The 14,374-nt window shown below is 69.4% G+C and carries 14 protein-coding genes and 1 riboswitch; of the genes, 2 read left to right on the top strand and 12 right to left on the bottom strand.

Annotated features, from left to right (window positions below):
• Positions 1-189: 189 nt before the first annotated feature.
• The 9 genes from ACIQCJ_RS04170 to thrC all read right to left on the bottom strand — a co-directional run bounded on the left by ACIQCJ_RS04170 (position 190) and on the right by thrC (position 8,630).
• Complete coding sequence (locus tag ACIQCJ_RS04170) at positions 190-1,539, bottom strand: cytochrome P450 (RefSeq protein ID WP_355337354.1); 1,350 nt, start codon at positions 1,537-1,539, stop codon at positions 190-192.
• 54 nt (positions 1,540-1,593) lie between these two features.
• Positions 1,594-2,211, bottom strand: coding sequence for an ATP/GTP-binding protein (locus ACIQCJ_RS04165; protein ID WP_355337351.1), 618 nt, complete (start codon positions 2,209-2,211; stop codon positions 1,594-1,596).
• Entirely contained in the window at positions 2,186-2,560 is a 375-nt protein-coding gene (locus ACIQCJ_RS04160) for a DUF742 domain-containing protein (protein WP_355337348.1), read from the bottom strand. Before ACIQCJ_RS04160 ends, ACIQCJ_RS04165 begins: the two co-directional genes overlap by 26 nt.
• Complete coding sequence (locus tag ACIQCJ_RS04155; RefSeq protein WP_355338031.1) at positions 2,557-2,961, bottom strand: roadblock/LC7 domain-containing protein; 405 nt, start codon at positions 2,959-2,961, stop codon at positions 2,557-2,559. Before ACIQCJ_RS04155 ends, ACIQCJ_RS04160 begins: the two co-directional genes overlap by 4 nt.
• An 8-nt stretch (positions 2,962-2,969) precedes the next feature.
• Positions 2,970-4,151, bottom strand: a complete 1,182-nt coding sequence (locus ACIQCJ_RS04150; protein ID WP_355337346.1) for an ATP-binding protein — start codon at positions 4,149-4,151, stop codon at positions 2,970-2,972.
• A gap of 297 nt (positions 4,152-4,448) precedes the next feature.
• A complete protein-coding gene (groL, locus tag ACIQCJ_RS04145) occupies positions 4,449-6,074 on the bottom strand; it encodes a chaperonin GroEL (protein ID WP_188285378.1) in 1,626 nt (541 codons plus the stop codon).
• 308 nt (positions 6,075-6,382) lie between these two features.
• Complete coding sequence (locus ACIQCJ_RS04140) at positions 6,383-6,589, bottom strand: cold-shock protein (protein ID WP_093715500.1); 207 nt, start codon at positions 6,587-6,589, stop codon at positions 6,383-6,385.
• Positions 6,590-7,065: 476 nt separating this feature from the next.
• Complete coding sequence (locus ACIQCJ_RS04135) at positions 7,066-7,341, bottom strand: MoaD/ThiS family protein (RefSeq protein WP_402710636.1); 276 nt, start codon at positions 7,339-7,341, stop codon at positions 7,066-7,068.
• On the bottom strand, positions 7,338-8,630 hold the full coding sequence (gene thrC / locus ACIQCJ_RS04130) for a threonine synthase (RefSeq protein WP_401309971.1): 1,293 nt from the start codon (positions 8,628-8,630) through the stop codon (positions 7,338-7,340). The genes ACIQCJ_RS04135 and thrC overlap by 4 nt, the downstream gene beginning before the upstream one ends.
• 17 nt (positions 8,631-8,647) lie before the next feature.
• Positions 8,648-8,777, bottom strand: a riboswitch (SAM riboswitch).
• A gap of 205 nt (positions 8,778-8,982) precedes the next feature.
• Here thrC and ACIQCJ_RS04125 point away from each other — a divergent pair.
• Positions 8,983-9,951, top strand: a complete 969-nt coding sequence (locus ACIQCJ_RS04125) for a glucosyl-3-phosphoglycerate synthase (RefSeq protein ID WP_355337338.1) — start codon at positions 8,983-8,985, stop codon at positions 9,949-9,951.
• A gap of 117 nt (positions 9,952-10,068) precedes the next feature.
• Positions 10,069-11,490: a trehalose-6-phosphate synthase gene (locus ACIQCJ_RS04120; RefSeq protein WP_402710635.1), complete on the top strand. Its 1,422-nt coding sequence runs from the start codon at positions 10,069-10,071 to the stop codon at positions 11,488-11,490.
• A gap of 15 nt (positions 11,491-11,505) precedes the next feature.
• Here ACIQCJ_RS04120 and otsB read toward each other — a convergent pair whose 3' ends face one another.
• The 3 genes from otsB to ACIQCJ_RS04105 form a co-directional block, all read right to left on the bottom strand.
• Complete coding sequence (gene otsB / locus ACIQCJ_RS04115; protein WP_391043051.1) at positions 11,506-12,348, bottom strand: trehalose-phosphatase; 843 nt, start codon at positions 12,346-12,348, stop codon at positions 11,506-11,508.
• A gap of 71 nt (positions 12,349-12,419) precedes the next feature.
• Positions 12,420-12,656 carry a DUF3263 domain-containing protein gene (locus ACIQCJ_RS04110; RefSeq protein ID WP_188285385.1) on the bottom strand — a complete coding sequence of 79 codons (237 nt, stop codon included), beginning with the start codon at positions 12,654-12,656 and terminating at the stop codon, positions 12,420-12,422.
• 74 nt (positions 12,657-12,730) lie between these two features.
• Complete coding sequence (locus tag ACIQCJ_RS04105; protein WP_355337328.1) at positions 12,731-13,981, bottom strand: extracellular solute-binding protein; 1,251 nt, start codon at positions 13,979-13,981, stop codon at positions 12,731-12,733.
• Positions 13,982-14,374 lie beyond the last annotated feature (393 nt).

Below are 14,374 nucleotides of genomic sequence, written 5' to 3'. Positions count from 1 at the left end.
TCAATGCCAGGCCGGATTGACCTGTCCTGCATACCCCGGGCACGAGATGCGTATCCGATCGGACACTGCTCGTAATTGTGGCAAGCGTCACACCGTCGGCGATGATTTTCGGCCAGGTCCGTTCTTTATCGAAACCGGCCGACCGCGAAGCCGCGGTCGGCCGGTTTTCGACTTGTGCGTCGCCGCGTGTTACGCCTTGAGCCAGTTGAGGAACGAGCTCCAGCGGCTGGCCGCCTTCGGCTTGCCCTGCGTGTGGTCGGCCGGAGCCTGAGCCGACTGGCTCTCCTGCGAGCGGACCGGCTGCCGCGCCGGGGTGAACCGGGCGGGCAGCGAGGTGAGCGCGCGGTGGAAGGGGCCCGGACGCCAGGTCAGGCTCTCCACCGGCACCGCCAGGTCGATGTCCGGCAGCGTGTTGAGCAGCTTCTCGATGGCCCGCAGCGAGATCAGCGTGGCCGGGTCCTTGGCCGGGCAGACGTGGGGACCCGCGCCCCAGCCCAGGTGCGCCCGCTTGCTCATCGTCTGGCCGCCGCCGCCCAGGCTCGGGTCGGTGTTGGCCGCCGCGTAACTGATCACCACGGGGTCGCCCGCGCGCAGCGTGATCCCGGCGAGGTCCACGTCGTGCACCGGGTAGTGCACGCCGTAGTTGGCCATCGGCGGGTAGTTCCACAGCACGTCGTTGAGTGCGTCCTCGACCAGCAGGCCCGCCATGTGCTGGCTGTCGGCGTACTTGTCGTCGGACAGCAGCAGCCGCAGCGCGCTGGAGATCATGTTCTGCACCGGCTCGGTACCCGCGGCGATCATCGGGAAGAGCTGGTGGATCATCTCCTCGGTGGTCAGCGCGGAGCGGTGCTGCATCATCCAGGAGGTGATGTCCTCGCCCGGCGTGGTCCGCTTCAGCTCGACCAGTTCGACCAGCGCCCCGGTCAGCACCTCCAGCGACTTCTCGACATCGATGCCATCGAAGATGCCGGAGATCCCGAACACCAGCCGGTTGCCGATGTCCTCGGTGCAGCCGAAGAGGTCGTTGAAGACCAGCAGCGGCACCTGCTGCGCGTAGTCGGCGACCAGGTCGGCCCGCCCCTTGGCGCTGAACTGGCTGATCAGATACGAGGCGACCTGGTCGACGTGCCGGCTCAGCCGGTGCGAGTCGACCATGGCCAGGCTGTCGGTCGCCGCCTGCCGCAGCCGCATGTGCTCGGCGCCGTCGGAGAACAGCAGATTCGGCCGGTAGGCCATCATCCCCATCACCGGGCTGTCCGCCGGTATCTGACCCTCGTTCATCGCGCGCCAGCGGCGCGAGTCGCGGGCGAAGGTGCCCGGGTTCTGGAGGACCCGCAGCGCCTCGGTGTAGTCCGTGACGAGTTCGGCCTCCACGCCCGGCGCCAGCTCCACCGGAGCGCTCGGGCCGAACTGCCGCATGTAGGAGTAGAACGCCTCCGGAGCGGCGGCGAACTCCGGGCCGTACAGCGGCACACTCTGGCCGCTGTCGTGCGCGGGGCAGCCGGGCGGCGGGGCCTGGAAGTCCGGAGGGGTCTGCATGCCTGTGCTCCTCGTTGAAATACCTGAGCTACCTGAACTACCTGCGGTGACCTACTAGTTGAGGCGAGACTGCAAATACTGCACCAGAGCGATCAGTGAACCCGCCGATGACCGCTCGTCGCGTGCGTCGCACGAGACCACCGGGGTCTCGGGAAGCAGATCCAGCGCCTCGCGCACCTCTTCGAGCGAGTGCGGGGGCGCACCGTCGAAGCGGTTCACGGCGATGGCGTACGGCAGACCGTGCCGCTCCACGAGGTCCATCACGGGGAAGGACTCCTGGAGCCGCAGCGGGTCGACCAGCACGAGCGCGCCGAGCGCGCCGCGCGACAGGTCCTCCCACAGCCGCACGAACCGCTGCTGGCCCGGCGTACCGAACATGTACAGCACCAGTTCGTCGCTGAGGGTCAGCCGGCCGAAGTCCATCGCGACCGTGGTGGTGGTCTTGTTGGGCGCGCCCCTGAGGTCGTCGATGTCCGCGCTGGCCTGCGTCATCACTTCCTCGGTGCGCAGCGGCGGGATCTCCGACATGGTGCCGATGAACGTCGTCTTGCCCACGGCGAAGTGCCCGACCACGAGGATCTTGGCGACCGTCCGTACCGAACTGGGCAGATAGACGTTCTCGCGCGGCGTCTGGGGAGCACTGTCCCTATCCGAAGCGAGCCCGGAGCCCATGCAGCACCTCCTCCAGCAGTTCCCTCTCGACCAACTGCGCGCGGGGAACGGGTGCCCGCGCGAGCAGATACCCGTCCTCCACCAGATCCGACAGAAGGATCTTGACCACGCCCATCGGCAGCCCGGTGTGCGCGGCGATCTCCGCGACCGCGAGATAACCGCCCGAGCACAGTTCCATCACCCGCAGCTTCTCGGGATCAAGAACCCTTGTCCGGGGCGCGTTTTCGGATACGGCGACCAGTGTGATCATCGTGAAGCCGCCGTCGACCGGAAGCTCGCGACCGTTGGTGATCACATACGGGCGTACTAATTCCGTGGCTTCTAACTCCAGCTCCGGTTCGCCCGTCAATTGACGTCAGCGTTCTCGCGAGGAGGTGTGGTCAGCACCTTGCCGAGTTGGCCGACGAGCTGCTGCATCCGGAAGGTGATCTCCGCGAGGTCCGCGTCCGGGGACGCGGAGACCGCGAGATAGGCGCCTTCACCTGCCGAGATGAGGAAGACCCAGCCGTGGTCGAACTCCACCAGGGTCTGCCGCCACTCCTGGCGGCGGTCGTCGCCGCCGACGAAGTCGGACACCGTACGGCTCAGCGACTGCATGCCGCTCATCGCCGCCGCGACGGTGTCGGCGTGGTCCCTGCCGACCTCGTTGGAGCGGGCCATCAGCAGGCCGTCGGCCGACACCAGGATCGCGTGCCGGGCCTCGGGCACCTCAAGGGCGCTGTCGAGCATCCACGACAGATCTCTTCCGATCATTGGGCTCATTGGGCGTCCTGCCCTTCGCTGCTCGCGCCGATGGAACGGCGGCCGGACTGAGTGCCCCGCTGGAACGCGCCCATGCGGGAGGCGACTTCGTGGCTGTCGCGCACCGGCTCGGGCGCCCGCTCAACTCTGTCCCCGGCCCTGTCACCGGTTCTGTCGTCGGACCGCTCCTCGGCCGTGGGCACTATCGAGATCGGGTGCCGGAAGCGCCGCCGCTTGGGCAGGCCGCCGAAGGTGGTGGCGGGCACCACCGGCTCGGGCGCGCTCTGCTCCACCGGCTCGGACGCTTCACCCACGACGGGAGTCTCCTCGGGCTCGATGGTGGTGGTGAGGAGTTCGTCGGGGAGCAGCAGCACGGCGCGCACTCCGCCGTACGGCGAGGTGGAATCCACCGAGACGCTGAATCCGTAACGGTTGGCGAGTACGCCGATCACCGCGAAACCGAATTGCGGCGGATTTCCGAGGCCGGAGACACCCGGAGTGCGCTGGCCGGTGAGGAGTTCTCCCGCCAGCGTCTTCTCTTCGTCGCTCATGCCGACACCCGCGTCGTCGACGACGATGCAGACGCCCTTGGGCACGGGCTGGATATTGATTTCGATGGACGTTTCAGGGGCCGAATAACTCGTGGCGTTGTCGAGCAGTTCGGAAAGGGCGAGTGCGACCGGTTCGACCGCGCGGCTCACCACCGCGAAATTGCTCTGCGAACGGATTTCTACGCGCGTGAAATGCCGGATGCGGCCCTTGGCGCTGCGGACCACGTCGTAGACCGACGCCGCGTTCTTGCGGCGGCCGAGCCAGCCGTCGCAGAGCACGGCTATGGACTGGGCGCGCCGGGTGAACTGCGCGTTGCCGTGGTCCACGTCCAACAGGCCCTGGAGCGCCGCGTGCTCGCCGTTCTCCCGCTGGAGCTTCGCGATGGCGACCTGCTGCTCGCCCGCCAGACCCTGGAGGGTGCGCATGGCGGCCTTGAGCACGCTCTTGGTGCCCTCCTCGGCCCGGCGTCTGGCCTCATCCACGATCTGCTCGCGGCCGACTTCCAGGGAGGCGCGGCGCGCCGACTGCTCGGCGAGCGCGGCACGGAGCTTCGCATTAGTTTTCCGGCTGAGCGCAATCGCGGTCGCGGCGACAGGAGTACCTGCGATCAGGCCCCAAAGTGCTGGATCATGTAAGTAGGACGTCATGAGGCTCTCTTCAGGCGAGGGGCCGCCATTTGCGGAATCTCTTTCAAATCCGAACAAAAATGCGGAACACTTGCGCATGACACTTGCCAAGCAATGAGAGCCTAGCAGCAGGTTTGACCCCGGTACCCCCCGTACTTGTCCTGCTACCGGCATCTGACGGTAATTCAAAATTGCCCCGTTTTGGGACAGTCTTGGTGAATTGTTCCGAACAATGCGCCGGACACAAAGACGGCACCCCCCGGGTGACCGGGGGGTGCCGTCGTGCGGTCCTGCTGATCCGGGCTCGCGCCCCGTGGATCAGAAGTCCATGTCACCGCCGGGCATGCCGCCCGGAGCGCCGCCGGGGGCGGCCTTCTCCGGCTTGTCGGCGATGACGGCCTCGGTGGTGAGGAACAGCGCGGCGATGGAGGCCGCGTTCTGGAGCGCGGAGCGCGTGACCTTCGCCGGGTCGATGATGCCCTCGGCGATCATGTCGACGTACTCACCGGTCGCGGCGTTGAGGCCGTGGCCGACGGGCAGGTTGCGCACCTTCTCGACGATGACGCCGCCTTCGAGACCACCGTTGACGGCGATCTGCTTCAGCGGGGCCTCCAGCGCGAGCTTCACGGCGTTGGCACCGGTCGCCTCGTCGCCCTCGAGCTCCAGCTTCTCGAAGACCGCGGTCGCCTGGAGCAGGGCCACGCCGCCACCGGCGACGATGCCCTCTTCCACGGCGGCCTTCGCGTTGCGCACCGCGTCCTCGATGCGGTGCTTGCGCTCCTTGAGCTCGACCTCGGTGGCGGCACCGGCCTTGATGACGGCCACGCCGCCGGCCAGCTTCGCCAGGCGCTCCTGGAGCTTCTCGCGGTCGTAGTCCGAGTCGCTGTTGTCGATCTCGGCGCGGATCTGGTTGACCCGCCCGGCGACCTGGTCGCTGTCACCGGCACCGTCGACGATGGTGGTCTCGTCCTTGGTGATGACGACGGTACGGGCGCGGCCGAGCAGGTCCAGGCCCGCGTTCTCCAGCTTGAGGCCGACCTCTTCGGAGATGACGGTGCCACCGGTGAGGATGGCGATGTCGCCGAGCATGGCCTTGCGACGGTCACCGAAGCCGGGCGCCTTGACGGCGACGGACTTGAAGGTGCCGCGGATCTTGTTGACCACCAGGGTCGACAGGGCCTCGCCCTCGACGTCCTCGGCGATGATCAGCAGCGGCTTGCCGGACTGCATGACCTTCTCCAGCAGCGGGAGCAGGTCCTTCACCGAGGAGATCTTGGAGTTGACGATCAGGATGTACGGGTCGTCGAGCGACGCCTCCATACGCTCCAGGTCGGTCGCGAAGTAGGCGGAGATGAAGCCCTTGTCGAAGCGCATGCCCTCGGTGAGCTCGAGCTCGAGCCCGAAGGTCTGCGACTCCTCGACGGTGATGACGCCTTCCTTGCCGACCTTGTCCATGGCCTCGGCGATCAGCTCGCCGATCTGGGTGTCGGCGGCGGAGATGGAGGCGGTCGAAGCGATCTGCTCCTTGGTCTCCACGTCCTTGGCCTGCTCCAGCAGAGCGGCGGAGACGGCCTCGACGGCCTTCTCGATGCCGCGCTTGAGGGCCATCGGGTTGGCGCCGGCCGCGACATTGCGCAGCCCTTCCTTGACCAGGGCCTGGGCCAGGACGGTCGCGGTGGTGGTGCCGTCACCCGCGACGTCGTCGGTCTTCTTCGCGACCTCCTTGACCAGCTCGGCGCCGATCTTCTCGTACGGGTCCTCGAGCTCGATCTCCTTGGCGATGGACACACCATCGTTGGTGATCGTGGGGGCGCCCCACTTCTTCTCGAGGACGACGTTGCGGCCCTTCGGGCCGAGGGTGACCTTGACGGCGTCGGCGAGCTGGTTCATCCCGCGCTCGAGACCGCGCCGTGCCTCCTCGTCGAACGCGATGATCTTTGCCATGTGAAGTGTCCTCCGCGGACTGGGGTTCCCCCACCGGAGCAGGGGGCGACGGCTCGGACCGTGTGGTGCCCGCGACGGACGGCCGACCTGGTCGCCGGTTCCTTCCCGGCGGCCGGGCGGGCCTCACCGACCCGGTCCTTCAGCACTCTCACTAGGAGAGTGCTAACGCCAATGATTAGCACTCGACCCCATCGAGTGCAAGCGCCTGTGGACAACTCCGGGCCACGCACGAAGGGCCCGTCCCCCCTAAGAGGTACGGACCCTTGGTGCGTGAGTGCGTCGTGTCGGTCGCCGAGCGCGCCGGGCCGTCAGGCGGTGGCCAGCCGGACCATGTCCGCCTGCGGCCCCTTCTGACCCTGCGAGATCTCGAACTCGACCCGCTGGCCTTCTTCGAGGGTGCGGTAACCGTCCATCTGAATCGCGCTGTAGTGGACGAAGACATCCGCACCACCGTCGACCGCGATGAAGCCGTAGCCCTTCTCCGCGTTGAACCACTTGACGGTGCCCTGAGCCATTCCTAACTCCCCTATTACTGGCCCTATCGCGGCCCCGCACTCCGCGGGTCCGGGTCAGACCTCACCGCCGGGGAAGCCGTTGTCTGAGCGACAGGGGATCCCTGGTGGTGTGCGCCGGAACGCGTCGACCGCGGCTGAATGTATCTGCACGGATGCCCTCTGCAACAGGTCAATCGGACGAGAATTCGGGGAGCGACCGATCGGAAATACACCAGAATAGGGCGCTATGGCGGGGCATCTCGGACCGGACATACGTCGCCTATGCGACAATCCACACGTGAATTTGGCGATAAATCGCCGCACTGACCGTTCGCGGCGGCAACTTGCCCGTGGCAACAGTACAACCTTTCAACTACCGCCCCGGACACGGCCGTTCGGCCCGGTCCGGCCCCCCTACAGCACTGTGCCCCATCCACCGCAAAAGGGTGAATGGGGCACAAAACGGCAGGTGTAGCCGGGCCGTTACGGGAAGTTGATCAGCCGCCCGCTACCGCCGGAATGATCGAAACGCTCGCGCCGTCGGGGACAGCGGTGGCGAGACCGTCGGAAAAGCGAACATCGTCGTCGTTGACATAGACGTTCACGAAACGACGGAGTTTTCCGGTGTCGTCGAGAATGCGCGCCGAAATGCCCGCGTGATTCTTCTCCAGCGAGTCGATCACCTCGGCCAGCGTGCCGCCCTCGGCCGGAACCTCGGCCTGGCCGCCGGTGTAGGTGCGGAGAATGGTGGGGATACGAACAGAAGCACTCATGCGAGGCCAGCCTCTCGGAACGCGTCAAGGGTCGGGCGGATGGTGGCGGTCGGGCCGGTGGTCGGTGCCACCGCGTCCAAAGTCTTCAGTCCGTCGCCGGTGTTGAGGACGACGGTCTCGGCGGCCGGGTCGAGCTGCCCGGTCTCGATCAGCTTCTTCAGCACCCCCACGGTCACCCCGCCCGCGGTCTCCGCGAAGATCCCCTCGGTGCGCGCGAGCAGCTTGATCGCGTCCACGACCTGCTCGTCGTTCACGTCGTCGACCGCGCCACCGGTCCGCCGGGCGATGTCCAGCACGTACGGGCCGTCCGCCGGATTGCCGATCGCCAGCGACTTGGCGATGGTGTCCGGCTTCACCGGCCGCACCACGTCGTGCCCCGCCTTGAACGCCGCCGAGACCGGCGAGCAGCCCTCGGCCTGGGCGCCGTAGATCTTGTACGGCTTGTCCTCGACCAGGCCGAGCGCGATCAGCTCGCGCAGGCCCTTGTCGATCTTGGTGAGCTGGGAGCCGGACGCGATCGGGATCACCAGGTTGTCGGGGATGCGCCAGCCGAGCTGTTCGCAGATCTCGTACGCCAGGGTCTTGGAGCCCTCGCCGTAGTAGGGCCGCAGATTGACGTTGACGAAGCCCCAGCCCTCGCCGATCGGGTCGCCGATCAGCTCGGAGCAGAAGCGGTTCACGTCGTCGTACGAGCCCTCGATGCCGACCAGTTCGCCGCCGTAGACCGCGGCCATGACGACCTTGCCCGCCTCCAGGTCGTGCGGGATGAACACGCAGGAGCGGAAACCGGCGCGCGCGGCGGCGGCGCCGACGGCGCCCGCGAGGTTGCCGGTGGAGGAGCAGGAGAGCGTGGTGAGGCCGAAGGTGCGGGCGGCCTCCAGGGCGATGGCGACGACGCGGTCCTTGAAGGAGTGCGTCGGATTGCCGGAGTCGTCCTTGATGTGCAGGCCGCCGGTGATGCCCAGTTCACGGGCGAGGTTGTCGGCCTTGACGAGCTTGGTCCAGCCCGGGTGGAGGTTGGGCTTGTCGGTGACGTCGGCGGGGACCGGCAGCAGCGGCGCGTACCGCCAGATGCTGGTGGGTCCCGCCTCGATCCGCTTGCGCAGCGACTCGGGGTCGCCGAGCGGCAGGTCGTACGCGACTTCGAGGGGCCCGAAACACTCCTCGCAGGCGAAGACCGGGCTCAGCGGGAAGCGGGTGCCGCACTCCCGGCAGGACAGCGCGGAGGCGGGTCCGAAGGGGGGAGTGCTGGTGCTGTCGTGGGTGCTGGCGACGGTCTGCACAGCCATGATGGCGAGGCCCTTTCTCCTCATCTTCCTTGTGACGTACGTCGCCACAAGACGGAATTGGCACCTTCCCCACCGTGTGACCTCGCGGTCGGCGGGAGGGTTGCCGGGGCTTCAACGGGCCGTTCCCTCTGCCCCTCTGGATGAGCGGTATGGCGCCTGCCCGCCTTCTGTGCGGCGGCGACGCGTTTGTCCCGCGCTACGACCCCCGGCATGCGGCGGTCATACGCGTTGTTCAAGACTGTAACCGACAAGCGTGACAGTTGAGATAGTCGTCCGAACGGCGAGATGGCCGCTGGGGCGGCCGTCCGGCTGGTTTCTGAGGGCTCCCACCGTACGAAAAGGGGACGGGATCGTGCTCGATGAGGTGGAGCGGTGGCTGGAGCGGCGGTCCTGGTCCGCCGCCGACCGGCCGCTCGACCTGCTGCTCGCCGCGAAGCGGGCCGCGGGACCGCAGGGCACGGTCAGCGTGGTGCTGCCCGCGCTCGACGAGGAGGCGACGGTCGGCGAGATCGTCGCGGCGATCCGCCGCGACCTGATGACCGACGAGGTGCCGCTGGTCGACGAGCTGATCGTGGTCGACTCCGGCTCCCGCGACCGTACGGCGCAGGTCGCGGCGCGGGCCGGGGCGCGGGTGGTGCAGCGCGACGCGATCCTGCCGCGGCTGCCCGCGCTGCCCGGCAAGGGTGAGGTGCTGTGGCGGTCGCTGCTGGTCACCCGCGGCGAGATCGTCTGTTTCGTGGACGCGGACCTGCGCTCGTTCGACTCGCGCTTCGTGTCGGGGATCGTCGGGCCGCTGCTCACCGAGCCGGACGTGGAGCTGGTCAAGGCGATGTACGACCGGCCGCTGGAGACCGGCGGCGCGGTGGTGCCGGCGGGCGGCGGGCGGGTCACCGAGCTGGTCGCCCGGCCGCTGCTCAATCTGCACTGGCCGCGGCTGGCGGGCTTCGTCCAGCCGCTGGGCGGGGAGTACGCGGCGCGGCGCTCGCTGCTGGAGCGGCTGCCGTTCCCCGTCGGGTACGGCGTGGAGCTGGGCATGCTCATCGACGCCCTGTCCCTGGCGGGGCTCGACGCGCTCGGGCAGGTGGACGTGGGCGTCCGGCACCACCGGCATCAGGACGGGCAGGCGCTCGGGCGGATGTCGGCCGCCATCTATCGCACGGCGAGCCTGCGGCTGTCCCGGGCGCCCCTGGTCCGCCCCCGCCTCACCCAGTTCCACCGGGACCCCTCCGGGGGGTTCACCCCGCTCACCCACCCCGTCGACGTCGACGAACGCCCGCCCATGGCCCACCTCCCCGAATACCTCGCCCGCCGCGCCGCCTGACGCCTCCCCCGCCAGGCGCCCGCGCCGCCGGGGCCGCGGGGCTGACCGGCGCGGTCTCCTACGGAGCAGGAGGGTCCACGACGTTTGGGGCGGAGCCCGCGCGGCTAGGCTGGCGGCATGGTCGAAACGCGTGCGGCACGGATTCTGGTCGCTTCGAATCGGGGGCCGGTTTCGTATGCGCTGGGGGACGACGGGGAGCTGAGCAGCAGACGCGGCGGCGGCGGCCTGGTGTCGGGCCTGAGCGCGATCGGCCCCGAGGCGGACGCGGTGTGGGTGTGCGCGGCCCTGGGCGAGGGCGACCGTGAGGCGGTACGGCGCGGGGTCGGCGAGCCGGGCGCCCGGATGATCGCCGTCGAGGAGAGCGTCTTCGCGGCCGCGTACAACGACATCGCCAACTCGGTGCTGTGGTTCGTCCACCACCTGCTCTACCAGACGCCGTTCGAGCCGCTCTTCGACGAGGACTTCCGCGGCCAGTGGGCGGCGTACCAGGCGTACAACGAGGCGTTCGCCGAGGCGCTGGCGGAGGAGGCGGCGGACGGCGCGCACGTCCTGGTGCAGGACTACCACCTGTCGCTGGTCCCGGCGCTGCTCCGGGCCCGCCGCCCCGACCTGCGGATCGGCCACTTCACGCACACCCCGTGGGCGCCGCCGGACTACTTCCGGCTGCTGCCCGACGACATCGCCGCAGAACTGCTCGAAGGCATCCTCGGCGCGGACCGCGCCGCGTTCCTGACCCGCCGCTGGGCCGACGCCTTCGCCGCGTGCTGCGTCAGCGTGCTGGGCGCCACGCTCGGCGACGACGGCCGGGCGGTCACCCACCGCGGCCGTACGACCCGGCTCGGCGTGCACGGCCTCGGCGCCGACGGCGACTTCCTGCGCGAGCGCTCGCACCGCCCGGACGTCGCCGAGCGCATCACGCGGCTGCGGTCGGAGACGGGTGCTGACCGCAAGCTGATCGTGCGCGTGGACCGTACGGAACTGTCCAAGAACATCGTGCGCGGCCTGCTCGCCTATCGGCAGCTCCTCCAGGAGCACCCCGAATGGCTCAGCCGGGTCGTCCACGTCGCCTTCGCCTACCCCTCCCGGCAGGATCTCGCGGTCTACCGCGAGTACACCGAGGGGGTCGCCCGGCTGGCCGAGGAGATCAACGCCGAATTCGGCACGCCCGACTGGCAGCCGGTGCTGCTCAAGGTCGACGACGACTTCGCCCGCTCCCTGGCCGCCTACCGGCTCGCCGACGTGGCCCTGGTCAACCCGATCAGGGACGGCATGAACCTCGTCGCCAAGGAGGTCCCCGTCGTCTCCGACAACGGGGTGGCCCTGGTGCTGTCCCGCGAGGCGGGCGCCTTCGCCGAGCTGGGCGACGACGCGATCGTCGTCAACCCGTACGACATCCGCGAGACCGCCGCCGCCCTGCACACGGCCCTCACCCTCCCGGAGGCGGACCGCGCCGAGCGCACCAAGCGCCTCGCCGACGCGGCCACCGCGCTCCCCCCGTCCCGCTGGTTCCTGGACCAGCTGCACGCCCTGGACGGCTGAGCACCGGGTCCGGGCTCAGTCCAGGGCGTCCGCGAGGGCGTCGAGGAGGGAGACGACGCCCTCGGGGCCGGGGACGGCGAGGTCGGCGGCGCGGAGGACTTCCTCGGGCGTCTCGGGCGCGGCGCTGGCGACGAGCAGGCCGGGCAGGCCGTCCTCGCGCAGGGCCTGGACGGCGGCGAAGGCGGCGAGGTCGCCGAGGTCGTCGCCCGCGTAGAGCACCGAGCCGGCCCCGACCTCGCGGAGGTAGGCGGCCAGGGCGACGCCCTTGTCCACGCCGGGCGGGCGCAGTTCGAGGACGAAGCGGCCGGGCTCGACCATGAGGCCGTGCCGGGCGGCGAGTTCGGCCAGCGGACCGCGCAGCGCCTCGAAGGCGGCGTCGGGGTCCTCGGCGCGGCGGGTGTGGACGGCGACCGCGCGGCCCTTGTCCTCCACCCAGGTGCCGCGCCAGGCGCCGTTGCGGTCGAGGAAGCCGGGCAGCTCGGCGCGGACCGAGGTGACGCCGGGGTGGTCGCCGGGGGTGTGGACGGAGCCGGTGGGCGCGTCCCAGCGCTCGGCGCCGTAGTGGCCGAGCACGACGAGGTGTTCGAGTCCCGCGACCCCGGCGAAGCCGCCGTAGCGTACGGCGACGCCCGCCGGGCGGCCGGTGACGACGGCGACGGCGGCGAGGTGCGGGGCGAGCCTGACGAGGGCGGGGACGGCGCCGGGGTGGGCGCGGGCCTGCTCGGGGTCGGGCACGATCGGGGCGAGGGTGCCGTCGAAGTCAAGGGCGACGACGGCGCGTTCCGGCCGCGCGAGCAGCGCCGCGAGACCTTCCTTTCCCTCGGGCGTGGTGGGGGCGGGGATGTCGGCGGAGGCCATGCAGCCGACCCTACCCGCGTCCCCCGGGCGCATGCCCGGCGTACGGTGGCACGCGCGCCCCGCGCGGGCCGTCAGCGCAGGTCGCGGCGGGCGTCGCGCTCCTTGCGCAGCCGGTTGACCGTCACCGGGTCGTGGGCGACGGCCCGGGGGTCGTCCAGCAGGGCGTTGAGGAGCTGGAAGTACGCGGTCGGGGACATGCCGAGGCGTTCGCGTATGGCCCGTTCGCGCGGTCCCGGTCCGGTCCAGGTGCGGGCGGCGATGGCCAGGACGGCGATGTCGCGCGCGGAGAGCGGTTCTTCCCGTGTCATGGCGCCCCTCTCCCCTGTCGGTGCGGTCGGGCCGTCGGCGTACCCGACGGCCGTCACCGTACCGCCGAGGGCCGCTACTTGCCGGAGTCCGTCGTGAGCGCGAAGCGCTGGAGGTCGGACAGGACCGTCTTCGGGTCGCCGTGCACGGCCTGGCCGATGTTCTTCTTGACCTCGTCGCTGACCGGGCCCCACGAGGTCTTGTTGACGGGGTAGAACACGGCGTCGGGCAGCAGGTTCAGGAACTGGACCAGGTCCTTGTTGGCCGGGTTCTTCCGCATCGCCTGGGACGCGGTGATGGTCACCGGCAGCAGCCCGTACTGGTTGAGGAACTTCAGCGAATTCTGCTCGTTGAAGACGAACTGGAGGAATTTGCCGTCCGCGTCCCGGTTGCCGTTCTGCTTGAACGCCATCATCCAGTCGGCGACGCCGAGGGTGTCGCTGCTGGGGCCGCTCTGGCCGGGCAGCGGGACGACGCCGACGTCGATACCGGCGGCCTTGGCCTGGGTGAGCAGGGTGGGGTGGCCCATGACCATGCCCGCCTTGCCGGCCAGGAAGGCGGCGAAGGTGTCGCGGCGGTTGGTCTTGGCGGGGTCGGTCGGGCCGACCAGGCCGGTCTGGACGAGGTTCTTCTTGACCCAGGCGAACGCCTCGACGTTGGGCGCGGAGTCGAAGGTGTAGCTGCCGACGGTGTCGGTGTAGCCGCCCTGCGCGCCGAGCATCCACATCAGGGACTCGGCCTGCGCCTCCTCGGGGGCCAGCGGCAGTCCGTAGGGCACCTTCACGCCGTCGGCCTTGAGCTTGACCGCGTCGGCCTTGAGCTCGTCCCAGGTCTCGGGGGCGTGCTTGATGCCCGCGCTCTTGAAGAGTTTCTTGTTGTAGAAGAACATGCGCGAGCTGGAGACGAAGGGTATGCCGTACTGGGTGCGGTCGACGGAACCGGCGTTGACCATCGAGGGGATGAAGTCCGACTGCATGCTGATCGGGAACAGCTCGTCGGCGCTGTAGAGCTGCTTGCCGGCGGCGTAGGCCGCGTAGGAGCCGATCTGCGCGACGTCGGGGGCCTTGTTCGCCTTGACCATCTGGGCGACCTTGTCGTCCACGTGGTCCCAGTCGATGATCTCGACGTTGATCTTGATGTGCGGGTTGCGCGCCTCGAAGGAGCGCGCGAGGTCGTCCCAGTACGTCTTGGAGCTGTTGTTCGTCTTCGGGTCGCCGTAGTCGGCGGCGACGAAGTGCAGGGTGACGTCGCTGTTCAGCGGTGAACTGTTGCCGCACGCCGTAAGAGTGGTGATCGCCAGGGCCGACGTGATGCCGATCGCCGCCAAGCCGTGAAGTCGTCGCCGCTGCACCGTTCCTACCGCCTTCTTGCACACTTGCTCGCGTACCGCTACGGAAGCGTCGAGTCTTCCCCACACCTTTGCCCAAGGTCTACACCATGAGTGGTATCGCTTGCGCAACGGGTCCGCGCGCGGACCGGCGACGGGCGCGCTCCGGGACCGGCGGGAGACCGGCACGCGAGCGGCACGCGACCTGCGCGGGACCAGCCCGGAAAGCGGCACGGAAAGCGGCCCGGAAAGCGGCACGGAACCGGCGTACGTCCGGCGGGCGTCCGTCGTGTGTCCCCCGGATGTCCCGTCGCGGCGCGCCCGAGTGTCCCGTTGCTCCGCAAACGCCGCCTGACGCGTGATCTTTCCTCGCGGAGTGGACTAGACCTTTTT

Source organism: Streptomyces sp. NPDC093221 (assembly GCF_044753885.1).
GTDB lineage: Bacteria > Actinomycetota > Actinomycetes > Streptomycetales > Streptomycetaceae > Actinacidiphila.
This window is presented reverse-complemented; position numbering and strand designations above follow the sequence as displayed.